21 protein-coding genes are annotated in these 22,631 nt (G+C 61.4%); 18 read left to right on the top strand and 3 right to left on the bottom strand.

Annotated features, from left to right (window positions below; translation table 11 throughout):
- Positions 1-153: 153 nt before the first annotated feature.
- Positions 154-456 (bottom strand): cell division protein ZapA, encoded by a 303-nt coding sequence (locus tag ACA067_RS02045; RefSeq protein ID WP_128872897.1) that lies wholly within the window; start codon positions 454-456, stop codon positions 154-156.
- Positions 453-683 (bottom strand): hypothetical protein, encoded by a 231-nt coding sequence (locus ACA067_RS02040; RefSeq protein WP_497460398.1) that lies wholly within the window; start codon positions 681-683, stop codon positions 453-455. Before ACA067_RS02040 ends, ACA067_RS02045 begins: the two co-directional genes overlap by 4 nt.
- A gap of 314 nt (positions 684-997) precedes the next feature.
- Between ACA067_RS02040 and ACA067_RS02035 the strand changes: the two genes are divergently transcribed.
- From ACA067_RS02035 to trxC, 4 genes are all read left to right on the top strand, one after another.
- Entirely contained in the window at positions 998-2,740 is a 1,743-nt protein-coding gene (locus ACA067_RS02035; protein WP_497460397.1) for a potassium/proton antiporter, read from the top strand.
- A gap of 34 nt (positions 2,741-2,774) precedes the next feature.
- On the top strand, positions 2,775-6,125 hold the full coding sequence (gene mscK / locus ACA067_RS02030; RefSeq protein WP_497460396.1) for a mechanosensitive channel MscK: 3,351 nt from the start codon (positions 2,775-2,777) through the stop codon (positions 6,123-6,125).
- Between the two features lie 48 nt (positions 6,126-6,173).
- On the top strand, positions 6,174-7,637 hold the full coding sequence (gene selO, locus ACA067_RS02025) for a protein adenylyltransferase SelO (protein ID WP_497460395.1): 1,464 nt from the start codon (positions 6,174-6,176) through the stop codon (positions 7,635-7,637).
- A 98-nt stretch (positions 7,638-7,735) separates the two neighbouring features.
- The gene (gene trxC, locus ACA067_RS02020) at positions 7,736-8,170 is read left to right on the top strand and encodes a thioredoxin TrxC (protein ID WP_497460394.1); all 435 of its coding nucleotides are present in this window, start codon (positions 7,736-7,738) and stop codon (positions 8,168-8,170) included.
- A gap of 156 nt (positions 8,171-8,326) precedes the next feature.
- On the opposite strand, the gene ACA067_RS02015 is transcribed toward trxC, so the two are convergent.
- Positions 8,327-9,097, bottom strand: coding sequence for a ParA family protein (locus ACA067_RS02015; RefSeq protein WP_497460393.1), 771 nt, complete (start codon positions 9,095-9,097; stop codon positions 8,327-8,329).
- Positions 9,098-9,451: 354 nt separating this feature from the next.
- On the opposite strand from ACA067_RS02015, the gene ACA067_RS02010 reads away from it, so the two are divergent.
- Genes ACA067_RS02010 through ACA067_RS01945 form a run of 14 tightly spaced genes read left to right on the top strand, consistent with a single transcriptional unit; the run spans position 9,452 to position 22,606 of the window.
- On the top strand, positions 9,452-10,177 hold the full coding sequence (locus ACA067_RS02010) for a beta-ketoacyl synthase chain length factor (RefSeq protein ID WP_497460392.1): 726 nt from the start codon (positions 9,452-9,454) through the stop codon (positions 10,175-10,177).
- On the top strand, positions 10,153-10,962 hold the full coding sequence (locus tag ACA067_RS02005; RefSeq protein WP_497460391.1) for a lysophospholipid acyltransferase family protein: 810 nt from the start codon (positions 10,153-10,155) through the stop codon (positions 10,960-10,962). The genes ACA067_RS02010 and ACA067_RS02005 overlap by 25 nt, the downstream gene beginning before the upstream one ends.
- On the top strand, positions 10,943-11,203 hold the full coding sequence (locus ACA067_RS02000; RefSeq protein WP_128872906.1) for a phosphopantetheine-binding protein: 261 nt from the start codon (positions 10,943-10,945) through the stop codon (positions 11,201-11,203). The genes ACA067_RS02005 and ACA067_RS02000 overlap by 20 nt, the downstream gene beginning before the upstream one ends.
- Before the next feature lie 9 nt (positions 11,204-11,212).
- On the top strand, positions 11,213-11,467 hold the full coding sequence (locus ACA067_RS01995; protein WP_497460390.1) for an acyl carrier protein: 255 nt from the start codon (positions 11,213-11,215) through the stop codon (positions 11,465-11,467).
- Entirely contained in the window at positions 11,464-12,009 is a 546-nt protein-coding gene (locus ACA067_RS01990) for a COG4648 family protein (RefSeq protein WP_497460389.1), read from the top strand. Before ACA067_RS01995 ends, ACA067_RS01990 begins: the two co-directional genes overlap by 4 nt.
- Complete coding sequence (locus tag ACA067_RS01985; RefSeq protein ID WP_497460388.1) at positions 12,006-13,685, top strand: ApeI family dehydratase; 1,680 nt, start codon at positions 12,006-12,008, stop codon at positions 13,683-13,685. The genes ACA067_RS01990 and ACA067_RS01985 overlap by 4 nt, the downstream gene beginning before the upstream one ends.
- Complete coding sequence (locus ACA067_RS01980; RefSeq protein WP_497460387.1) at positions 13,678-14,412, top strand: glycosyltransferase family 2 protein; 735 nt, start codon at positions 13,678-13,680, stop codon at positions 14,410-14,412. Before ACA067_RS01985 ends, ACA067_RS01980 begins: the two co-directional genes overlap by 8 nt.
- Positions 14,409-15,350, top strand: a complete 942-nt coding sequence (locus ACA067_RS01975) for a lysophospholipid acyltransferase family protein (RefSeq protein ID WP_497460386.1) — start codon at positions 14,409-14,411, stop codon at positions 15,348-15,350. Before ACA067_RS01980 ends, ACA067_RS01975 begins: the two co-directional genes overlap by 4 nt.
- Positions 15,331-16,875 carry an HAL/PAL/TAL family ammonia-lyase gene (locus ACA067_RS01970; RefSeq protein WP_497460385.1) on the top strand — a complete coding sequence of 515 codons (1,545 nt, stop codon included), beginning with the start codon at positions 15,331-15,333 and terminating at the stop codon, positions 16,873-16,875. Before ACA067_RS01975 ends, ACA067_RS01970 begins: the two co-directional genes overlap by 20 nt.
- Positions 16,868-17,293: an acyl-CoA thioesterase gene (locus ACA067_RS01965; RefSeq protein WP_497460384.1), complete on the top strand. Its 426-nt coding sequence runs from the start codon at positions 16,868-16,870 to the stop codon at positions 17,291-17,293. Before ACA067_RS01970 ends, ACA067_RS01965 begins: the two co-directional genes overlap by 8 nt.
- The gene (locus ACA067_RS01960; RefSeq protein ID WP_497460383.1) at positions 17,290-17,892 is read left to right on the top strand and encodes an outer membrane lipoprotein carrier protein LolA; all 603 of its coding nucleotides are present in this window, start codon (positions 17,290-17,292) and stop codon (positions 17,890-17,892) included. Before ACA067_RS01965 ends, ACA067_RS01960 begins: the two co-directional genes overlap by 4 nt.
- Complete coding sequence (locus tag ACA067_RS01955; protein WP_497460382.1) at positions 17,876-20,215, top strand: MMPL family transporter; 2,340 nt, start codon at positions 17,876-17,878, stop codon at positions 20,213-20,215. Before ACA067_RS01960 ends, ACA067_RS01955 begins: the two co-directional genes overlap by 17 nt.
- The gene (locus ACA067_RS01950; RefSeq protein ID WP_497460381.1) at positions 20,212-21,372 is read left to right on the top strand and encodes a sodium:proton antiporter; all 1,161 of its coding nucleotides are present in this window, start codon (positions 20,212-20,214) and stop codon (positions 21,370-21,372) included. The genes ACA067_RS01955 and ACA067_RS01950 overlap by 4 nt, the downstream gene beginning before the upstream one ends.
- Positions 21,359-22,606, top strand: coding sequence for an NAD(P)/FAD-dependent oxidoreductase (locus ACA067_RS01945; RefSeq protein WP_497460380.1), 1,248 nt, complete (start codon positions 21,359-21,361; stop codon positions 22,604-22,606). The genes ACA067_RS01950 and ACA067_RS01945 overlap by 14 nt, the downstream gene beginning before the upstream one ends.
- Positions 22,607-22,631 lie beyond the last annotated feature (25 nt).

Genomic DNA, 22,631 nt, shown 5'->3' with positions numbered 1-22,631 from the left:
CCTGTGGGAGCGGGCTTGCCCGCGAAGGCGTCAGTACAGGCGGTACACTTATTAGCTCAGTTTGAGCCACCCATCTGCCGCGCCAGATCATCCGCCAACCGCTGTGAAGTCTGACAATCCTCACAGCAATTCTTTGGTTATGCGCAAAGCCGATCAGGCCTGATTGATCGTCTTGGAGATCACTTCAACCGTGGCGCTGACTTGCTCTTGGTAACGGTCGAGTTCCTGCTGGTGTTGTTTCTTCATTTCAATCTGCTGGGAGCACAGATTCATTGCGGCCAGTACCAACAAGCGGTCACCGATCAGTGTCGGGTATTTCTTTTTAGTGTCGGCCAGAGCGGCCTTCAACATCAGCGCGGCGTCCAGCAGGGTTTGCTCTTCCCCGGCCGGCGCCCTGATCGAATAGTCCTCCCCCAGGATCGAGACGACTTTTACCCCTGCGGCGCCGTGATTCATGCGCTGACAGGGCCGGCGCTGACGCGCTCAACCAAAGCCTGGATGCGGGCCGTGGTGGCGCCTTGTTTCTCTTCCTGTTCCATCAGGCTCAATTGCAGGCTTTCGTTTTCGTCCTTGGACTGGGCCAGTTCTGTGCTCAGGGACTGGTTGGTGGCAAGCAGGGTCTGGTTCTGTTGCACCAGATCGCTGACCAGTTGTTCCAATTGGCTTAGGGATGCTTCCAACATTTTGATATTCCAGGCATTTGCAAAGGGCGCGTACGATAAAGAAAAGTCACCACGGATGCCAGGGTTATCCGGGCGCAAGGCCTTGATTTTGCTGGCGGGTGACCTTCCTCGCGAACTGTAGAGACTCTGAATGTCCAATCTGGTTCCTGCACTTCGTCGCCGGGACGGTCGTACGATAAAAACGCGGGAACGCCTTGAGCCTCTCCTGCCGCAAAAGCTTTTTGACAGCATCACATTTCAACAGGTTAGAATCGCTGGCACGCAGACTGCATGGTCAGTTTGTGCCCGCCTTTCAGCTTTCTGGAGTACTGCCTTTGAATGCGACCACCATCAACAGCCTGTTCTTGATCGGCGCGTTGCTGGTAGGTGCGAGCATTCTGGTGAGCTCACTTTCGTCTCGCCTCGGCATCCCGATTCTGGTGATTATTCTGGCAGTGGGCATGGCGGCCGGCGTCGATGGCGGCGGCATAATCTTCGATAACTATCCAACGGCGTATCTGGTGGGCAACCTCGCGTTGGCCGTGATCCTGCTCGATGGCGGTTTGCGCACACGGGTATCCAGTTTCCGCGTTGCGTTATGGCCCGCGCTATCCCTGGCCACGGTCGGGGTGTTGATCACCACGGGGCTGACCGGCATGGCCGCCGCCTGGCTGTTCGATCTGAACCTGATTCAGGGCTTGCTGATCGGCGCCATCGTCGGCTCCACCGATGCTGCAGCGGTGTTCTCGCTGCTGGGTGGCAAAGGCCTGAACGAACGGGTGACCGCCAGCCTCGAGATCGAATCCGGCAGCAACGACCCGATGGCCGTGTTCCTGACCGTAACCCTGATCGACATGCTCGCCAGCGGCGAGACCGGGCTGCACTGGAGCCTGCTCGGGCATCTGGTGCGCGAGTTCGGCATCGGGGGCGTGATCGGGCTGGGCGGCGGCTGGGTCATGTTGCAACTGGTCAATCGCATCAACCTGGCCGCCGGCCTCTATCCGATCCTGGTGATTGCTGGCGGCCTGGTTGTTTTCGCCCTGACCAACGCCCTGCACGGCAGCGGCTTCCTCGCGGTGTACCTGTGCGGCCTGATGATCGGCAATCGCCCGGTGCGCAGCCGCCATGGCATCCTGCATATGCTCGACGGCATGGCCTGGCTGGCCCAGATCGGGATGTTCCTGGTGCTGGGCCTGCTGGTGACGCCCCACGACTTGTTGCCGATCGCCTTGCCCGCCCTGGGCCTGGCGCTGTGGATGATTCTGTTTGCCCGGCCATTGTCGGTCGTGGTCGGTCTATTGCCGTTCAAGGCGTTCCATGGCCGCGAAAAAGCGTTCATCTCCTGGGTAGGTTTGCGCGGCGCGGTCCCGATCATTCTGGCGGTGTTCCCGCTGATGGCAGGCCTGCCGAACGCCCAGCTTTACTTCAATCTCGCCTTCTTTATCGTACTGGTGTCGCTGCTGGTGCAAGGCACCAGCCTGCCCTGGGTGGCGAAACTTTTGAAAGTGACCGTCCCGCCTGAGCCCTTGCCGATTTCCCGATCAGCCCTGGAAGTCCACGTCACCAGCGAGTGGGAACTGTTCGTTTATCGCCTCGGTGCCGAAAAATGGTGCATCGGCTCGCCCCTTCGCGAACTGAAAATGCCCGAAGGTACGCGGATCGCGGCACTGTTTCGGGGGCAGCAACTGCTCCATCCGTCGGGTAGTACAGTGCTCGAAGTCGATGATTTGTTGTGTGTCATAGGCCATGAACACAACCTTCCTGCCCTCGGAAAACTCTTCAGTCAAGCGCCGCAACGGGGCCTCGATCTGCGCTTTTTCGGCGACTTCGTACTTGAAGGAGACGCCCAGCTGGCCGCGGTTGCGGCCCTGTATGGGTTGAAAGTCGAAGACATCGATCCAGACATGACCCTGGCCAGTTTCATTGCCCATAAAGTGGGGGGTGCGCCTGTAGTCGGTGACCAGGTGGAGTGGAACAACACCATCTGGACCGTCGCGGTCATGGAAGGGAACAAGATCGGCAAAGTGGGCGTCAGATTCCCCGAAGGAAGTCGCCCGGGTCCGGGACTCTTCCTCTAAACTCCAAACTTCGTCTTGTTTTCGATCGGTCTCTATGCCAACCCTGCGCACCTTTTTCGTCATGGCCCTGCTGGGCTTGAGTCTTTCTGTCGGTACGTTGCAAGCGGCCGAGCCGCCGTCCAGCGAAGCCGTGCAGGCAAACCTGGACAAGATCGCCGAGCGCAAACTGCCGGAAGCCGATCAAAAAGCCCTGCAGAGCATTCTGCAAAGCACGCTGACACAGCTCACCAGCAAGCGTGATTACGAGCAGAAGCTGGTTGATCTCAAGCAACAGCTGGCCACCGCGCCAAAGCAGAACATCGACAATCAGCGTGAACTGACTCGCCTCAAGGCCACCAGCGTGGTGCCGGTGGCGCAGCGCTACGCCAAAGAGACCATTCAGCAGCTAGAGCAACTGTTGACCGAGCGCTCGACCCAGCAAAGCGATCTGCAAAAAGCCCTGGCCGACGCCAACAGCCTGGTCATTACCGCCCAGACCCGCCCCGAGCGCGCCCAGGCGGAAATTTCCGCCAGCCAGACACGCATCCAGCAGATCAACAACATCCTCAAGGCTGGCAAAGACAACGGCAAGACCCTGAGCGGCGAACAGCGCGACCAGCTCAATGCCGAACTCGTAGCACTCAATGCCCTGATCCCGCTGCGTCGCCAGGAACTGGCGGGCAACAGTCAGCTGCAGGATCTAGGCAACAGCCAGCATGACTTGCTCTCGGAAAAATCCGACCGTCTGGAACGCGAAATCCAGGAACTGCAAAACCTGATCAGCCAGAAACGCCTGGCACAGTCCCAGGAGACGGTGACCCAACAGTCCATCGAAGCGCAGAAGTCCGGGGGCAGCGTGCTGCTGGCCACCGAAAGTGCGGCCAACCTGAAACTCTCGGACTACCTGCTCAAAAGCACCGACCGTCTCAACGAAGTCACCCAGCAGAACCTGCAGACCAAACAGCAGCTGGACAACGTGACCCAGAGCGATTCAGCCCTGGACGAGCAAATCAACGTGCTGAAGGGCAGCCTGCTGCTCTCCAAGATTCTCTACAAGCAAAAACAGGGCCTGCCGCACCTCAAGGTCGACCGCGACCTGGCCGACCAGATCGCCGACATCCGCCTGTATCAGTTCGAAGTCAGCCAGCAGCGGGAACTGCTGAGCAATCCGGCGACATACGTCGACAATCTGCTGTCGGCCCAACCGCCCGAGCAGGTCACCCCGCAACTGCGCAAGAGCCTGCTGGAACTGGCCACCACCCGTTCTGACCTGCTGGAACGGCTGAACCGCGAACTGAGCGCGGTACTCAACGAATCCATCACCCTGCAACTCAATCAGAAGCAACTGCTCAGCACCGCGCAAAGTCTGCGGGCGACCCTCGATGAGCAGATGTTCTGGATTCCCAGCAACAAGCCGTTAGACCTTGAGTGGATGCACGGCGTGCCGGAACGCCTGCAGCGCCAGGTCACCACCCTGCCGTGGGCCTCGAGCCTGAGCGAACTGACCGACGGCCTGACCCAGCGGCCTCTGCTGTTCCTGCCGCTGGCGTTGCTGATCGGAGCGTTGCTGTGGCGGCGCACGAGCCTGTACGCCCGTCTGAACAAGGTTCACCAAGACATCGGCCACTTCAAGCGTGACAGCCAGTGGCATACCCCTCAGGCGATTCTGATCAATATTCTGCTGGCCATGCCGGTCGCCCTGGGCCTGGCCTTGTGCGGCCTGGCCTTGCAGATCGACGCCCGCGGACAGAACGCCAACATGGGCGCGGCGCTGCTGCAGATGGCCCAGGCCTGGCTGGTGTTCTACACCGCCTACCGGATCCTCGCGCCGGGCGGCGTGGCCGAATTGCATTTCCGTTGGGAAAAGCCCCAGGTCGAATTCCTCCAGGGCTGGATTCGCCGGCTCGGGCTGGTGGTAATGGCCCTGGTTGCGGTGGTGGCCGTGGCCGAGCTGCAACCGGCGGCGCTGGCCGATGACGTACTTGGCATGCCGGTGGTGTTGACCTGCTATGCGTTGATGGCCTGGCTGCTCAGTCGCCTGCTGGTCAGCAGCCCGACCCACGAGAATGCCTCGCTGTTCCGCAAGGCCGTGGCCATCATGTTCACCGCCTTGCCGGTCGCGTTGTTCGTGGCGGTGTGCTTCGGCTACTACTATACCGCGCTGAAACTCAGCGACCGGTTGATCAACACCCTGTACCTGCTGATGTTCTGGCTGGTGATCGAAGCCACCTTCGTGCGCGGTCTGAGCGTTGCGGCCCGACGCCTGGCCTACCAGCGCGCCCTGGCCAAACGCCAGGCCGCCAAGGAAGCGGGCGACGGCGAAGCAGTGATCGAAGAGCCGACCCTGGACATCGAGAAGGTCAACGAACAGTCCCTGCGCCTGATCCGTCTGGCGCTGCTCGGCGGGTTCATGGCGGCGCTGTATTGGGTCTGGTCCGACCTGATCTCGGTGTTCTCGTACCTGGACAACATCACCCTCTACGAATACACCAGCGGCACCGGCGCCAACATGAGCATGGTGCCAATCAGCATCGGCGACATGCTCGGCGCGTTGATCATCATCGGCATCACCTTTGCGCTTGCACGCAACCTGCCGGGTTTGCTGGAAGTGTTTGTGCTATCGAAGCTGAACCTGGCTCAGGGCAGTGCCTATGCAACCACGACATTGTTGTCGTACGTGATCGCCGGTGTCGGTTTCGTCTCGACCCTGTCGACCCTCGGCGTGAGCTGGGACAAGTTGCAATGGCTGGTGGCGGCGCTCTCGGTGGGCCTGGGTTTCGGCATGCAGGAGATCTTCGCCAACTTCATCTCCGGGATCATGATCCTGTTCGAACGCCCGGTGCGGATCGGCGACACGATCACCATCGGCAACCTGTCAGGCACGGTGAGCAAGATTCGGATCCGCGCCACGACCATCACCGACTTCGACCGCAAGGACATCATCGTCCCGAACAAGACGTTCATCACCGGGCAATTGATCAACTGGTCCCTGACCGACACCATCACCCGGGTGACACTCAAGCTCGGGGTGGACTACGGCTCGGACCTGGACCTGGTGAAAGAGCTGCTACTGAAGGCTGCACGGGAAAACCCGCGGGTCCTCAAAGAGCCTGAACCCCAGGTGTATTTCCTGAACTTCGGCGAAAGCACCCTCGACCACGAGCTGCGCATGCATGTGCGCGACCTCGGTGACCGTAACCCGGTGCTCGACGAGGTCAACCGCTTCATCAATCGCGAGTTCAAGAAGCAGCACATCAACATTTCGTTCCGGCAGATGGAGGTTTACCTCAAGAACATCCAGGGCCAGGAATACAGGATGGTGCCGGTCGATCCGGAAGCCAAAACCATTGTGCCCAAGGTGGAGGGTCAAGTGCCTCAAGCGCCGCCGGCCGCCAAGCTCGACTAACCGGCCTATCCCTAGCAGAATGCTCGGACATTCTGCTGGAGATGGCCCTTGAAAGCCCTCGACGAACTGACCTTCGATAACCGTTTCGCCCGCCTGGGCGATACGTTTTCCGCCCATGTGCTGCCCGAGCCCATCGACAATCCGCGCCTGGTGGTGGCCAGCCCCGCCGCCATGGCGCTGCTCGACCTCGACCCGGCCGAGGCCGAAACCCCGGAGTTCGCCGAGCTGTTCAGCGGCCACAAGCTCTGGGCCGACGCGGTTCCGAGGGCGATGGTCTATTCCGGTCATCAGTTCGGTTCCTACAACCCCCAGTTGGGCGACGGTCGCGGCTTGTTGCTGGGTGAGGTGTACAACGAGGCCGGCGAGCATTGGGACCTGCACCTCAAGGGCGCTGGCCAGACACCCTTTTCGCGCATGGGCGATGGACGCGCGGTATTGCGTTCCTCGATCCGCGAATTTCTCGCCTCCGAAGCGCTGCATGCCCTGAACATTGCGACCACCCGCGCGCTGTGCGTGATCGGCTCCGACACCCCGGTCTGGCGCGAGAAACAGGAACGCGCGGCCATGGTCCTGCGCCTGGCACCGAGCCATGTGCGTTTCGGGCATTTCGAGTATTTCTATTACACCAAACGCCCGGAGAAGCAGAAAGAACTCGGCGACTACGTGCTGGCCATGCACTTCGCGCAATGCCTGGAACAACCCGAACCGTACCTGGCGATGTTCCGCGAAATCGTCGAGCGCAACGCCGAACTGATCGCCAAGTGGCAAGCCTATGGCTTCTGCCACGGAGTGATGAACACCGACAACATGTCGATCCTGGGCATCACCTTCGACTATGGCCCGTTCGCCTTCCTCGACGACTTCGACGCCCACTTCATCTGCAACCACTCCGATGACCAGGGCCGATATTCCTTCAGCAACCAGGTGCCGATCGGCCAGTGGAACCTCAGCGCCCTGGCCCAGGCCCTGACGCCATTCATCAGCGTCGAGGCACTGCGCGAAACCCTCGGCCTGTACCTGCCGCTGTACCAGGCCCACTACCTGGACCTGATGCGCCGTCGTCTCGGCTTCACCACCGCGGAGGAAGATGACCAGAAATTGCTGGAACACCTGCTGCAACTGATGCAGAACAGCGGCGTCGATTACAGTCTGTTTTTCCGCCGCCTGGGGGATGAGTCACCTGAGCCGGCGCTCACCCGTTTGCGCGATGACTTCGTCGACATCAAGGGCTTTGATGCCTGGGGCGAGCTCTATGTCGCTCGGGTTGCCCGTGACGGGGAGATTGATCAGGAGCAACGCCGCAAACGGATGCACGCGGTCAATCCAATCTACATTCTGCGCAATTACCTGGCGCAGAAAGCCATCGATGCAGCGGAAGGTGGCGACTATTCAGAGGTTCGTCGCCTGCATGCGGTGCTGAGCAATCCATTCGAGGAGCAGGCTGGGATGGAGAGTTATGCAGAGCGACCGCCAGAGTGGGGCAAGCATCTGGAGATCAGCTGTTCGTCGTGAGGGCTGACAAGGCCCCTGCGAACATATATCTGTCTTGATAAACGAGACTTTTGTCTCCAGATCCATCGCATTCACTGCCAATTTTCGAAGAGACGACCATGTCTGACCCACTCCTTATCCCCTGCCCCCACTGCAACGGCCTCAACCGCATCCCCGCGGAACGCCTCAGTGACCGCCCAAAATGCGGTCGCTGCAAGGCCGAGGTCTTGCTGAACAAACCTTTCGAGTTGAAACAAGGCGATTACGCCAGTCAGATCAAGGGTGACCTGCCATTGCTGGTGGATGTGTGGGCGGACTGGTGCGGGCCGTGCAAGTCGTTTGCGCCGGTGTTCGAGCAGGCGGCGGGGCAATTGGTCGGAAAGTGCAGGCTGGCCAAGCTGGACAGCGAGGCGAATCAGCAGTTGTCGGCGCAGCTGGGGATTCGCTCGATTCCGAGTCTGATCCTGTTCAAGAACGGTCGGGAAGTGGCGCGCCAGAGCGGGGCTTTTCCGTTACCGCAGTTGATGAGCTGGTTGCGCAGTCAGGGGATCTGACGACGATATCAAAATCACGCGGATCCAATGTGGGAGCGAGCTTGCTCCGGGCGGCGATCCGACGATGAGGGTCTCACATTCAACATCTCTGCTGACTGATCTACCGCCATCGCGAGCAAGCTCGCTCCCACAGTGGTTCGGTGTTGTTTGCAGAGCTCAGGTGTTTTCGAGAAGATTGTGCAAATCGACGAACTGCTGCGTCAGCTTGTGCCGCGGATCAAGATGAATCAGCGGCGTGTTGGCCTGATGCGACTCGCGCATGCGCACCGAGCTACCCAGATACACCGGCAGCACCGGCAAACCCTCGGCGATCAGTTCGTCGAGAATTTGCTGGGGCAGGCTGGCACGGGCCTGGAACTGGTTGACGACTATGCCTTCGACTTCCAACCCTTCATTGTGGTCGTCCTTCAATTCTTCGATCTCCGCCAGCAGGCCATATAGCGCCTGACGCGAGAAACTGTCGCAATCGAAGGGGATCAGCACACGGTCAGCGGCGATCAATGCCGAAACCGCATAAAAATTCAACGCTGGCGGCGTATCGAGATAGATGCGGTCGTATTCGCCGTCCAGCTCCTCGAGCAGTTTACGCAGCTTGTTGATCTTGTGTTTGGCCTCAAGCTTGGGCTGCAAGTCAGCCAACTCGGCCGTGGCGGTGATGACGTGGAGGTTATCGAACGGGGTTTCGTAGATATCGACCTGGCTTTTTTTCGAGAACGGCCCGGAAGACAGCGTCTGCTTGAAGAAATCGGCAATGCCCATCGGGATGTCATTGCCGGTGAGCCCTGTCAGGTACTGAGTGGAGTTGGCCTGGGCATCGAGATCCACCAATAAGGTGCGATACCCCTCGCTGGCGCTGACCGCCGCCAGATTGCAGGCAATGCTCGATTTGCCTACGCCACCTTTCTGATTGAACACCACGCGCCGCATGTCAAAACCTCCGTGTATCAAAGAATGACCGAGTGTAGTAGTCCACGGCGCTGCTTAGCTACCTCGCCGGTAAAGGGACTACACAGTCAGGTGCGATCTCTTGATGAAAAAGCCGCAAAGTCATTCATTGATCGCAAAATGAGCCGACAGACATAGCAGGCGCACTATGGATAATGGCCATATGAAAGCTCGATGCGCACCAACCGGTACGTTTGTTGAGCAAAATGTAACCAGCATTTGCTACGGGCTCGCCGCACCGGGATAATGCGCGCCACTCGGCGCAATGCGCCACGGTAGCGTCTGTCGCTGTTTTTGCGATTCACCGCGTCAAGGAAGCCCGCAGGGGCGGGATGAATGTCTGTGATTAACTTCAACATCGCCCAATGGCGCGCGTGGGCCCCTGGGCTCGAAAGCGTGGACGATTGGCAGACCTGGTGCCGACAACCGGTCGTGCTCCCGGGCAGCGATGCCGCCCCCGACGTCTCTTTTCTACCGGCCATGCAGCGCCGGCGACTCAGCCGCCTGGCGCGGATGGCATTCAGTGTTGGCTGGCCATTGGCCGAGGGGCGTCAGGACTTACCGTTGGTCTTTATTTCCCGCCACGGCGAAACCCCGCGCACCTTTGAAATCCTCAGCGAACTGGCGGCCGATCAACCGCTGTCCCCTACCCAGTTCAGCCTGTCGGTGCACAACGCGGTGATCGGCCTGTGGTCGATCATGCGTGGCGAAACCAGTGAGATGACCGCCCTCGCGGCAGCCGGCGACGGCCTTGAACACGGCATGCTAGAGGCTGCGGCGTTGCTTGCCGAAGGTGCGTCGGCAGTCCTGCTGGTGGTCACCGAAGAGCAACCACCCCAAGCCTATTCCACCTGGATCGACGATGTGCCGTTCCCTTACGCGGTCGGCCTGCTGATCACCCCGGGCAATGACTGGCAGCTGTCCCTGAACAGCAACCCGGATGAGTTGTCCAAAGCCCACTGGCCCCATGCCCTGAATCTCTTGCGTACCCTGCTTGGCCAGCAGGCTACCTGCCAACATGCCTGGAAAAATCGTGTATGGACCTGGCAACGCAACCTGTAACAGATAAAAACCGCGACGCCTATTACTGGCGTCTGATGGCTACCGCCGCAAGCTTTACCCTGTTCGGGTTGGGCGGTGTGTGCCTGCGCCTGGTGGTTTTCCCACTGCTAAGCTGCCTGCCCGGCGATGCCCAGACCCATCGGCTACGGGCGCGGAAAACCGTCAGTAGATGTTTCTGGTTTTTCGTCCGGTTCATGGCCCGCACCGGTGTGCTGACCTACGACATTCAGGGTGCTGAAAAGCTCGGTCGACCGGGGCAGATGATCATCGCCAATCACCCGTCGCTGATCGACGTCGTGTTCCTGATCGGCCTGGTGCGCCATGCCAATTGCGTGGTCAAGCAAAGCCTCTGGGAGAACCCCTTTACCCGCGATCCGCTACGCCGCACTGAATACATCAGCAACGATGGCAGTATGGACATGCTCGATGCCGCTGCCGATGCACTGAAAAGTGGCCAGACCCTGATCATCTTTCCCGAAGGCACGCGCACCCGGCCAGACCACGCGCCGGCCTTTCATCGGGGTGCCGCGGCGATCGCACTGCGCGGTGCGAAAATCCTCACCCCTGTGATCATCAAGGTCAGCCCCACCACATTGACCAAGGCCGAGCCCTGGTATCGGATCCCCAAACGTCGCGTGCACTTCAGTTTCCGTGTCGGGGCCGATATAGACCCTCAGGCCTTCGCTGCGCTGGGCCCTGCGCCTCAGGCGTCGCGCAAGCTCAACGATTATCTGCATCATTACTTTATCAAGGAGCTCGCCGAAGATGAGCGAACTACACCGTGAAATCAAAGAACTGATCATCGACGCCCTGGGCCTCGAGGACATCAGCGCCGACGACATCGGCGATGACCAGACGCTATTTGGCGAAGGCCTGGGCCTGGACTCGGTCGACGCCCTGGAACTCGGCCTGGCCATCCAGAAAAAGTACGGCATCAAGATCGACGCCGACGCCAAGGACACACGCAATCACTTCAGCAATGTGGCGAGCCTTGCGGCGTTCGTCACCGCAAAACAGGCAGCTTGAGACCGGACCATGCAAACTCGTGACGACATTTTCAACACCCTGCGCGATGCCATGGTCGAACTCTTCGAGTTGGACCCCGAGCGTGTGAGCCTCGAATCCAACCTGTATCAGGACCTGGAAATCGACAGCATCGACGCAGTCGACCTGATCGATCACATCAAACGCCAGACCGGCAAGAAAATCGCCGCCGAAGAATTCAAATCGGTGCGTACCGTCAGCGACGTGGTCGAGGCGGTCTATCGTCTGGTTCAGCCGGCCGCATGAGACGATTGATCGGCCTTGGCCTGCTGCTGGCGGGCCTGCTGTACCCCTTTGCGGTGTATTTCGGCATGGAGCATTTTGCCCCGTGGCAGTTCGGTCTGCTGCTGGGCAGCCTGTGGCTGGCCCGGGCCCTGTTCGGTGCGCGCAAGCCAGGCAGTCGGTGGATGGCGATCGGCGCGATCGCTTTTTGCCTGCTGCTGGCGCTGTCGGACAACCCGCTGTTGCTGCGCTGGTACCCGGTACTGATCAGCGCGTTCATGCTCGGGCTGTTTGGATTGAGCCTGAAATACGGCCCGCCGATGGTCGAACGGCTGGCGCGTATGCGTGAACCGCAACTGCCGGCCAAGGCGATTGTCTATACCCGCCAGGTGACGATCGCCTGGAGTGTGTTCTTCCTCTGTAACGGTTTGCTGGCCGCCGCCCTGACCCTCTGGGCGCCGCTGAGTTGGTGGATGTTGTACACCGGTCTGATTTCCTACGGATTGATGGGCCTGCTGTTTGCCATTGAATGGCTCATGCGACAACGGGTACGAGGCCAGCCATGAATTGGACAAAACTTGAGCATCTGTTGCTCAAGGCTGAGCCGGAACGTGCCGTGACGGCAGGGCCGGCGCTGAATCACGCGCAACTGTGCGAGCAGGCATTGAGCCTGGCCGCCGGCCTGCAGGCCCAGGGCGTGCAGCGCATTGCCGTGCACCTCGAAGACGCTGCCGACCTGGCGATTACCCTGCTCGGCGCCTGGCGTGCCGGGGTCAGCGTGCTGCTGCCTGCAGACTTGCAAGCCCAGACTCGCCAGCGCTGGTCGATGGAAGTCGATCTGTGGCTGACCGATCAGGCCGATGACGCGCACCTGAGCGATTATCGGCATTCGCCGCTGAACGCCGCCACGCTGGATCTGGATCGCTGCCAGCTGAGCTTGTGCACGTCCGGTTCCAGCGGTGAACCCAAGCGCATCGACAAAAACCTGCGCCAACTGGCCAATGAAGTCCAAGCGCTGGAGCGTTTGTGGGGCGCCGATCTGGGTGAGGCCTGCCTCATCGGCAGCGTTGCCACCCAGCACATCTACGGTCTGCTGTTCCGGGTGTTGTGGCCGTTGTGCGCCGGACGCTCGTTCGTGCGCAAGCAACTGGCGTTTCCGGAAGATCTGCAGCGCGCCAGCCGCGAACACGCGGCGTTCGCCTGGGTCGCCAGCCCGGCGCTGCTCAAGCGCATGAGCGACAATCTCGACTGGCCGGCCTTGAGCGCGGTTCGACGGGTATTTTCCTCCGGCGGCGCATTACCGGCCGAGGCCGCTCAAAGCCTGCACGACCGCCTGAGCCAGTGGCCGACGGAAATCTTCGGCAGCTCGGAAACCGGTGGCATTGCCTGGCGGCAGGGACAGGATCTCTGGCAGCCCTTTGCCGGCATCGAGTTGAGCCAGGACAGCGACGGTGCGCTGCTCGTGGCTTCGCCCTACTTGCCGCCCGGGCATATCGAACACACCGCAGATGCCGCGCGAATCGCAAGCGATGGCCGCTTCGAATTGCTGGGGCGGCTGGACCGGATCGTCAAACTGGAAGAAAAACGCATCTCGCTGCCGATGCTGGAAAAGGCGTTGACGGACCACGAGTGGGTTGCCGAAGCGCGCCTTGGCGTGGTTCAGGAAAATCGTGCCTCATTAGGTGTGCTGCTGGTGCTGAGCGAACAGGGCTTGCATGCCTTGCGCAGTCAGGGCCGCCGTACCCTCACGCAAGCATTGCGTCAGCATCTGAGCCTGCACTGCGAAGCCCTCGCCCTGCCACGCCGCTGGCGCCTGCTGCGGCAACTGCCGCTGAACGCCCAAGGCAAACTGCCTCAGGCCGACGTTGAAGCCCTGCTGCTGGCGCCGCGTCCAAAGGCGCCAGAGGTGCTGGAACAGCTCGAAGTGGATGGCGAGTGGAGCCTGCAACTGGCGGTGCCACCGGACCTCGCCTACTTCAGTGGCCATTTCCCCCAGGCGCCGGTATTGCCCGGCGTGGTGCAGGTGGAGTGGGCGCTTATGCTGGGCCAGCGATTGATGGACCTGCCGGCAAAATTCGCCGGCATGGAGGTGCTGAAATTCCAGCAATTGGTGCGCCCGGGGGATGAAGTCCAACTGCACCTGCGCTTTGACCCGGCACGCGGCAAGCTGTATTTCGCCTATCGCAATGAGACCGCTACCTGCTCCAGTGGGCGGATATTGCTGGAGGTCGCGCATGCATAACCCCTGCGCCGTCATCCCGGTCTACAACCACGAAACCGCCATCACCACGGTGGTCGATGCCGTGCTCGCCAGCGGCTTGCCGTGCCTACTGGTGGACGATGCCAGCGATAAGGCCTGCGCCGCGGTATTGGATCGACTGGCCCGGCGCGACAAGGTGTTCCTGATCCGTCTAGCCTCCAACCAGGGCAAAGGCGCCGCCGTCATGACCGGTTTTCGCGAAGCTTCGCGCCTGGGTTTCAGCCATGCCTTGCAGGTAGATGCCGACGGCCAGCACGACCTGCTGGACATCGCGACCTTCATCGAACAATCGCGCATCCATCCCGAGGCGGTGATCTGTGGTTATCCGAAGTACGATGCCAGCGTACCCAAAGGTCGCTTGTACGCCCGCTACCTGACTCACGTCATGGTCTGGATCAACACCTTGTCCTTGCAGATTCGCGATTCCATGTGCGGCTTTCGCCTCTATCCGTTGCCATCGACCCTGGCACTGATTGAAACCGCGAAGATTGGCAAGCGCATGGACTTCGACTCGGACATTCTGGTACGCCTGGCCTGGCGCAACCAGCCGATGCGGTGGCTGCAAACCAGGGTTCATTACCCGCTGGACGGCGTCTCGCATTTCCGCATGTTCCGCGACAACGTGCTGATAACGAGCATGCACACCCGCCTGTTCTTCGGCATGTTATGGCGGGCCCCGGTGATCCTCTGGCGGCGGTGGCGAGCATGAGCGCAGACCGGCAACACTGGGCCGACCGCCAGGAGCGCGGCAGTTTCTGGCTAATGAAGCTCACGGCGTTCGGCGCCAAGGTGCTTGGTCGTCGACTGTTGAGCCCGCTGTTGTACGGCATCGTCCTGTACTTTTTTGTGTTCGGTCGCAGCGCCCGCCACAGTGCCTGGCAATACCAGCAACGGCTCGCCGACTGGAGCGGTCGCACTGAATTGCGCCCGACCCATTGGCGGGTGTTTGGCCAGTTCATGGCGTTCGCCGATTCCATGCTCGACAAGCTCGATGTGTGGAATGGCAAGCTGAGCATCGAGCAGATCGAAATCATCGACCCGGCGCTGCTGCGCAATCAATTGCGCGGCACACGCGGGCAGATGCTGGTGGGTGCGCATCTGGGCAACCTCGAGGTCTGCCGCGCACTGGCAGAGATCGGCGAGAAGGTCACCATGAACGTACTGGTGCACACCAAACATGCCGAGCAGTTCAACCGCTTGTTGGGCGAAGCCGGCGCGACAAATCTGCGGCTGATCCAGGTCAGCGAACTAGACCCGGTAATCATGCTGCAACTGCATGAGCGTCTGGAGCGCGGCGAGTGGCTGGCGATCGCCGGCGACCGCGTACCGCTGCACGGCGGACGGAGCGTGACCGTGGAGTTTCTCGGCCATCAAGCCGCGCTCCCCCAGGGCCCGTGGTTGCTGGCCGGTTTGCTCAAATGCCCGATCAATCTGCTGATGTGCCTGAAGAAGCCGTCGGGCCAATATCGGGTGACCCTCGAACCGTTTACCGAAGCCGTGGTGTGGAAGCGCAGCGACCGCGAGCAGGTCATTCATCAGTGGGCGACCCGCTACGCCGAACGCCTGAGTCACTATTGCCTGCAAGCGCCCCAACAATGGTTCAACTTTTACCCTTTCTGGAAGACCGATGACGACGTCAACGCTTGAGCCGGTAACCTTCGGCGAACTCCCTCTGCGCATCGAAGACGTGCTGGCCCTGGCCAATCGTCAGGTGCCGACGCAGTTACAAAGCGACCCCGCGTACCGCGAGCGTATCGACAAGGGTGCGCGATTCCTCGATTCCCTGTTGGACAAGGAAGGGGTGATCTATGGCGTGACCACCGGTTACGGCGATTCTTGCGTGGTCGCGGTGCCGCTGCATCACGTCGAGGCGTTGCCCCGTCATCTGTACACTTTCCACGGTTGCGGGCTGGGCAAGCTGCTCGATGCCCAGGCCACTCGCGCGGTACTGGCGGCGCGTTTGCAGTCACTGTGCCAGGGAGTTTCCGGGGTTCGCGTGGAACTGCTGGACCGCCTGCACGCCTTCCTCGACCACGACATCCTGCCGCTGATCCCGGAAGAAGGCTCGGTGGGCGCCAGCGGTGATCTGACGCCGCTGTCCTATGTTGCCGCGACCTTGTCCGGCGAACGCGAAGTGATGTTCCGCGGTGAACGCCGACAAGCCGCCGATGTGCACCGCGAACTCGGTTGGCAACCGCTGGTACTGCGCCCGAAAGAAGCCCTGGCGCTGATGAACGGCACCGCGGTCATGACCGGCCTGGCGTGCCTGGCCTTTGCCCGCGCCGATTACCTGCTGCAACTGGCGACCCGCATCACCGCGCTGAACGTGGTCGCGCTGCAAGGCAACCCGGAGCATTTCGACGAGCGCCTGTTCGCCGCCAAACCGCATCCGGGGCAGATGCAAGTCGCCGCCTGGCTGCGCAAGGATCTGGCGATCGACGCGCCGACCGCGCCGTTGCATCGCCTGCAAGACCGTTATTCCCTGCGTTGCGCGCCCCACGTCCTCGGCGTATTGGCCGACAGCCTGAACTGGCTGCGCTCATTCATCGAGATCGAGCTCAATAGCGCCAACGACAACCCGATCATCGACGCCGAAGCCGAACGCGTGCTGCACGGCGGGCACTTCTATGGCGGCCATATCGCGTTCGCCATGGACAGCCTGAAAAACCTGGTGGCCAACGTCGCCGACTTGCTCGACCGTCAACTCGCCCTGCTGGTGGACGAGCGTTACAACCACGGCTTGCCGAGCAACCTGTCCGGCGCCACAGCCGACCGGGCGATGCTCAACCACGGATTCAAGGCGGTGCAGATCGGCACCAGCGCCTGGGCTGCCGAAGCGCTGAAAAATACCATGCCGGCCAGCGTCTTCTCGCGCTCCACCGAATGCCACAACCAGGACAAGGTCAGCATGGGCACCATTGCCGCCCGGGACGCGATCCGCGTGCTGGAGCTGACCGAGCAGGTCGCCGCCGCCACGCTGCTTGCGGCCAACCAGGGCGTCTGGCTGCGCGGCATGGCTGAAGATGCGCGTCCCTTGCCTCCCGCCCTGGCCGCCATGCACGAGGAACTGGCCAAGGACTTTGCGCCGCTCATCGAAGACCGTGCCCTGGAGGGCGAATTGCGCCTGTGCCTGAAGCGTATTGCCGAACAACACTGGAGGCTGCATGCGTAGCAAAGGAGTGCTTCATGCCGATACGGAAGTCCTGGTGCCGTTCTTTGACGTCGACACCATGAACGTCGTCTGGCACGGCCATTACGTCAAATACCTGGAAGTCGCCCGCTGTGCGCTGCTGGACAAGATCGGCCACAACTACGACGCCATGGTTGCTTCGGGTTACGCCTGGCCGGTGATCGACTTGCAGTTGCGCTATGTGCGTGGTGCCGTATTCGGTCAGAAGCTGAATGTGCGGGCCAATCTGGTGGAGTGGGAGAACCGTCTGAAGATCAGCTACCTGATCAGCGATCTGCACACCGGCGAACGCCTGACCCGTGCCAGTTCCGTGCAGGTTGCCGTCGACATGGGCAGTCGTGAAATGCAATTGGCTTCGCCAAAGGTCTTCACCGACGCCGTTGCAAAGGTGCTCGCATGAATGCGCTCTGCAAATGCCTCGGCGCCTTGGTGCTGGTCGGGTTGTCATCGATGGCCAACGCCTTCGATCTGCAACAGCTCAGCGATCAACTGGCCAGACCCGAGGTGATCCATGGCAACTTCATCCAGGAAAAACACCTGCGCGCCCTGCCCCAGCCACTGACCAGCAAGGGCACCTTTGTCCTGGCGAAAAATCACGGCCTGCTCTGGCTGCTGAAAACACCGCTGCAACAGGATTACCGCATCAGCGCCAAGGGCATTGCCCGGCGTGACGCCAACGGTTGGCAAATGCTCCCGGGCAAGAGTGCCGGCGCCGAGCAGAATCGCTTGTTCCTCGCCGTGCTCCAAGGTGACAGCAGCGGACTGCAACGGGACTTCGAGCTTTCCCTGAGCGGCGACGCACAGAACTGGACACTGACCCTGGTGCCGCGCTCGATGCTGCTCAAGCAGGTGTTCAACCAGATCAACATCACCGGCGGTGAACTGGTGCACAGCATCCAGCTGTTGGAAACCCAGGGTGACAGCACGCTTTTGCGCATGCAGGACAGCACCGGCACCCAACCGTTGAGCGATGCGGAGCAACATGACTTTGCCGAGTGAACGGAGGCTGCCGCGGCTGTTTCTGATCCTGCTGCTGGCGGTGCTCGCGCTCGCCGGTTGGCAATGGCGTGACGGCGCACCGCTGTCGGCCAACCTGATGGAACTGGTGCCGGGCACGGCGCCGGATGCGCTGGAACTACGTGCCGAACAACGCATGCAAGAACCGCTGAACCGCGAAATGCTGGTGCTGGTCGGCCACAAGGATCGCCCGCAAGCCATTGCCATGGCGCAGATACTGGGTGAGCAGTGGCAGGCCAGCGGCTTGTTCGAAAAGGTCCAGTGGAACCTGCAGGCAGATTTGCCGGCGTTGCGCACGCAATTGCTGCAAGGTCGCCTGGCGATGCTCTCGGCGACGGATCGGCAACAATTGATCGAGCACCCCGACGCGTTTATCCAGCAACGGGTCCAGGCACTGTTCGACCCCTTCACCGGCTTCAGTCTGGTGCCAAGCGAGGATGACTGGCTGGGCCTGACCGGGCGCATCCAGAACAGCCAGCCGCAACACGGCTCAGTGCAACTGGACCTCGGCAGCGGTGCGCTGGTCGCCGATGCCGACGGCAAGAGTTGGGTGCTGCTGCGGGCGCGGACCACCGGCAACGCCTTCGACATGAACCTGCCGCTGCAGGTGGCCGATCTGCTCCAGCACGGTCGGGAACAAGCCGCCCGGGCTGACGTGCAATTGCTGGCCGCCAGTGGCTTGCTCTATGCCGCCAGCGGTCAACGGCAAGCCACCCGGGAAATGACCTGGGTCGGCGGTGGCGCCACGGCGGGCATTCTGTTGCTGCTGTTACTGGCCTTCCGGCGCTGGCGGGTGTTGCTGGCGTTTGTGCCCGTCCTGGTGGGCATGCTGTTCGGTGCCGTGGCCTGCGTGGCGATGTTCGGGCACATGCACGTGATGACCCTGGTGCTCGGCTCCAGCCTGATCGGCGTCGCAGTCGATTACCCGCTGCATTACCTGTCCAAGAGCTGGAGCCTGAAACCCTGGCACAGCTGGCCAGCGTTGCGCCTGACCCTGCCGGGACTGACGCTGAGCCTGATCACCAGCTGCATCGGCTACCTGGCCCTGGCCTGGACGCCGTTCCCGGCACTGACCCAGATTGCCGTGTTCTCCGCCGCCGGGCTGCTCGGCGCCTATCTGTGCGCGGTGTGCCTGTTGCCGGCGCTGCTCAAAGGCGTCGAGCTGCGTCCGGCGCAGTGGCCGCTGCGCGTTGCCGAATATTTGCTGGATCGCCGTGAAGCGCTGCTGAACATAGCGCGCACTCCGGTGTTGCTGGCGCTGCTGATTGCCTTTTGTGTGGGCGGACTGTTGCAGCTCGACACCCGCAACGATATTCGCCAGTGGGTTGGCGCACCGCAGCAATTGACTGACGAAGCCCAGACCATTGCGCGCATCACCGGCTATCAACCCACCAGCCAGTTCTTCCTGGTGCGCGCGGCCAATCAACAGCAATTGCTCGAACGCCAGACGGCGCTGAGCGAGCGGCTGGATCAGTTGGTCAATCTGGAAAAGCTCCAGGGTTATCTGTCACTCAATCAACTGGTCAGCCAGCCGAGCGAACAGCGGCGGGTGCGTGAGGCATTGAACAAGCTGCCGCAGTTCTGGCAACCGTTGCTCGACCTCGGCGTGCCAGCCGCCGCGCTGCAAGCCGAACTGGCAAGGTTGCAGGCGCTGCCGATCGAAGACATCGACGCAGCGTTGGTCGGTCCTTTGGCCGAACCTTATCGCGCCCTGTGGCTGGGCCCGATCGATGACGGCGTAGCGGCGCTGGTCAGCCTGCAAGGCCTGAACAACCCATCCTTGTTGCGGGTCCAGGCCATGGATTTGCCAGGCGTGGAACTGGTGGATCGCCTCGGCGAATTGAACGAGGTCTTCGCCGATACCCAGGTCAGTGCCGCTGAACTGAAACTCGCCTCCTGTGTGTTGATCGTGCTAGTACTGATCCTGCCGTTCGGCCTGGGTGGCGCGCTGCGCATCGTCGCCCTGCCACTGCTGGCGGCGCTGTGCAGCCTGGCCAGTCTCGGCTGGCTCGGGCAGCCGTTGACCCTGTTCAGTCTGTTCGGCCTGCTGCTGGTCACGGCCATCAGCGTCGACTACGCGATCCTGATGCGCGAACAGGTCGGCGGCGTCGCCGTGAGCCTGTTGGGGACCCTGCTGGCGGCGGTGACCACCTGGCTGTCGTTCGGGCTGCTGGCGGTGTCCAGTACGCCGGCGGTGAGTAACTTCGGTCTGTCGGTGAGCCTCGGCCTGGCCTTCAGCTTCATCCTCGCACCCTGGGCTGGACGACACGTCCATGCGCCCGCGGTCACGGAGCCGGCAGCATGATGGTCGTCCTGTTCTGGCTCATGGCCCTGGTACTGTTCGCCGCGGCCACCCGTGTCGGTCGTCACTTCGGCGTGATCCCGATCGTCAGCCAGTTGCTGCTGGCAACCTTCGGCCTGCCGTTGCTGATGTACTTCTGGATTGAGCCCCAGTGGCTACTGAGCGGCGCCGCGCTGGTTGCGCCGACCTGGCTGAAAAATCTTTACAGCCTTAGCTTTGCCTTGCTCCTGGGGCATATTCTCAGCGACGTGATCGACCTGCGACTCGACCGCCAGAGCCTGAAAATCGCCCTGCCGAGCTTCTGCATTCCGTTCACCTGCGGGCTCGGGACAGCGGTCTGGCTGTTACCGCCGCAACCCTGGATCAGTTCCCTGGCGGTCGGCCTGCTGTTCGCCATCACCGCCATTCCGGTGTTGTATTTGTACCTGCGGCACATCCAATACCCACCTGCCGCCACCCGGCGCCTGGTACAGACCGCCATCCTCATCGACCTCACCTGCTGGACCCTGTTCGCCATCGCCCAGGGCAGCCTGCACCTGAGCAGCCTCCTGCTGCCACTGGCCGGTGCCTGCCTGCCGTTACTGTTGCGCCTGCTGCGTCTGCGCCAACCGTTGTTGCACAGCGTCTGCTTCTTCGCGCTATTGGTCGTGGCGGAACACTTCAAGCTCAATGCACTGATTTTCGGCATTGGCTATCTGTTGTGCATGGCCATGCTCAAGGTGCCGCTGGTGCTGCCGTTGCCGGTGATCTGGCTGAGTCACTTGCAGACGTATATCGCGATCCCGCTGATCCTCACGTTCGGCATCGTGCAGATCAACGTCCACGCGGCCATGACCAGCCTCGGCTGGGTACAACTGACTGCGCTGTTGCTGTTGCCGATTATCAGCAAACTGCTGGGCAACTGGCTGGGCCTCGGCTGGGCCGACGCCTCGTTTGAAGGCGCCAGTCGCTGGCGGGAAAGTATCCTGCTCAATATTCGTGGCTTGAGTGAGATCGTCTTTCTCAACCTGCTGCTGCAACAACAGCTCATCAGCCCGGCGCTGTATTTTGCGCTGATGGTGATGGGCCTGATCGCCACACTGCTGCCGGCGCTCGCCGGCATGCACCGAACCCGCTTGAACATCGCCGTCCCGGCAAGGAGCTCCAGTGCCAACAGTTGAAATGGAACGTCGCCAGGTTGTGGTGATCGGCGCGGGGCCCTCGGGCGCCATCGCCGCCGCGCTGCTCAAGCGCAAAGGCCACGACGTGCTGATGATCGAACGCCAGCATTTCCCACGGTTTTCCATCGGTGAAAGCCTGCTGTCCCACTGCCTGGATTTCGTCGAGGAAGCCGGCATGCTCGAGGCGGTGAACGCCGCCGGGTTCCAGCTGAAAAACGGTGCCGCATTCGCCTGGGGCGAGCGGTACAGCGCCTTCGATTTCGGTGACACCTTCAGCGCCGGCAAGCCGACCACCTTTCAGGTGCAGCGCGCCGACTTCGACAAGTTGCTGGCCGATCAGGCGGCACTCCAGGGCGTGGAAGTGCGCTATGGCGAAGCGATCGTCAGTGCCGATTTCACCCTGGCGAAACCGCAACTGGATGTGCAGCGCGAAGACGGCAGCCAGTACCGCGTCGAAGCGGATTTCGTGCTCGACGCCAGCGGCTACGGTCGCGTGCTGCCACGCTTGCTCGACCTTGAGGCGCCGTCGAATTTCCCTGTGCGCCAGGCGGTGTTTACCCATGTCGAAGACCATATCGACAACCCGGCTTTCGAGCGGGAAAAAATCCTCATCACCACCCATCCGATCCATCGCGACATCTGGTTCTGGACCATTCCGTTCAGCAATGGCCGTTGCTCGGTAGGCGTGGTGGCGGCCGCCGAACATTTCGCAGGCCATACCGAGCATCTCGACGACTGCCTGCGCGGGTTCATCGCGCAAACCCCAAGCTTGTCCGGTGTGTTGACCAACGCCGTGTGGGATACGCCTGCGCGAACCATTGGCGGCTATTCGGCCAACGTCAAAACCCTCCACGGACCCGGTTTTGCGCTACTGGGCAATGCAGCGGAATTCCTCGACCCGGTGTTTTCCTCCGGCGTGACCATCGCCATGCGCTCGGCAAGCATGGCCGCGGCGGTTCTGCACCGCCAGCTGCAAGGCGAAAGCGTCGACTGGCAAACCGAGTTCGCCGCTCCGCTCAAGCGTGGCGTCGACACATTCCGTTGCTATGTCGAAGGCTGGTACGCCGGAACCTTCCAGGATGTGATTTATCATGAGGGCGGCTCGCCGGACATCCGCCGCATGATCAGCTCGATCCTCGCCGGTTATGCCTGGGACGAGCGCAATCCGTTCGTCGCCGAACCCAAGCGCCGGCTGCGGATGTTGTCGGAACTCTGTGCACGGGATGTCAAATGAGTGACTTGAACACCTGTTTGCGGCG

Source organism: Pseudomonas sp. LBUM1674, from assembly GCF_059695635.1.
The sequence above is the reverse complement of the archived record's forward strand: the minus strand, read 5'-3'. Positions and strand labels throughout refer to the sequence as shown.

Excerpts from the sequence above, each read along its gene's own strand:
- ACA067_RS02045 (WP_128872897.1), bottom strand. The coding sequence starts at position 456 with ATGAATCACGGCGCCGCAGGGGTAAAAGTCGTCTCGATCCTGGGGGAG.
- ACA067_RS02040 (WP_497460398.1), bottom strand. The coding sequence starts at position 683 with ATGTTGGAAGCATCCCTAAGCCAATTGGAACAACTGGTCAGCGATCTG.
- mscK (WP_497460396.1), top strand. The coding sequence starts at position 2,775 with ATGCCAACCCTGCGCACCTTTTTCGTCATGGCCCTGCTGGGCTTGAGT.
- trxC (WP_497460394.1), top strand. The coding sequence starts at position 7,736 with ATGTCTGACCCACTCCTTATCCCCTGCCCCCACTGCAACGGCCTCAAC.
- ACA067_RS02015 (WP_497460393.1), bottom strand. The coding sequence starts at position 9,097 with ATGCGGCGCGTGGTGTTCAATCAGAAAGGTGGCGTAGGCAAATCGAGC.
- ACA067_RS02010 (WP_497460392.1), top strand. The coding sequence starts at position 9,452 with ATGTCTGTGATTAACTTCAACATCGCCCAATGGCGCGCGTGGGCCCCT.
- ACA067_RS02005 (WP_497460391.1), top strand. The coding sequence starts at position 10,153 with ATGGACCTGGCAACGCAACCTGTAACAGATAAAAACCGCGACGCCTAT.
- ACA067_RS02000 (WP_128872906.1), top strand. The coding sequence starts at position 10,943 with ATGAGCGAACTACACCGTGAAATCAAAGAACTGATCATCGACGCCCTG.
- ACA067_RS01995 (WP_497460390.1), top strand. The coding sequence starts at position 11,213 with ATGCAAACTCGTGACGACATTTTCAACACCCTGCGCGATGCCATGGTC.
- ACA067_RS01990 (WP_497460389.1), top strand. The coding sequence starts at position 11,464 with ATGAGACGATTGATCGGCCTTGGCCTGCTGCTGGCGGGCCTGCTGTAC.
- ACA067_RS01985 (WP_497460388.1), top strand. The coding sequence starts at position 12,006 with ATGAATTGGACAAAACTTGAGCATCTGTTGCTCAAGGCTGAGCCGGAA.
- ACA067_RS01980 (WP_497460387.1), top strand. The coding sequence starts at position 13,678 with ATGCATAACCCCTGCGCCGTCATCCCGGTCTACAACCACGAAACCGCC.
- ACA067_RS01975 (WP_497460386.1), top strand. The coding sequence starts at position 14,409 with ATGAGCGCAGACCGGCAACACTGGGCCGACCGCCAGGAGCGCGGCAGT.
- ACA067_RS01970 (WP_497460385.1), top strand. The coding sequence starts at position 15,331 with ATGACGACGTCAACGCTTGAGCCGGTAACCTTCGGCGAACTCCCTCTG.
- ACA067_RS01965 (WP_497460384.1), top strand. The coding sequence starts at position 16,868 with ATGCGTAGCAAAGGAGTGCTTCATGCCGATACGGAAGTCCTGGTGCCG.
- ACA067_RS01960 (WP_497460383.1), top strand. The coding sequence starts at position 17,290 with ATGAATGCGCTCTGCAAATGCCTCGGCGCCTTGGTGCTGGTCGGGTTG.
- ACA067_RS01955 (WP_497460382.1), top strand. The coding sequence starts at position 17,876 with ATGACTTTGCCGAGTGAACGGAGGCTGCCGCGGCTGTTTCTGATCCTG.
- ACA067_RS01950 (WP_497460381.1), top strand. The coding sequence starts at position 20,212 with ATGATGGTCGTCCTGTTCTGGCTCATGGCCCTGGTACTGTTCGCCGCG.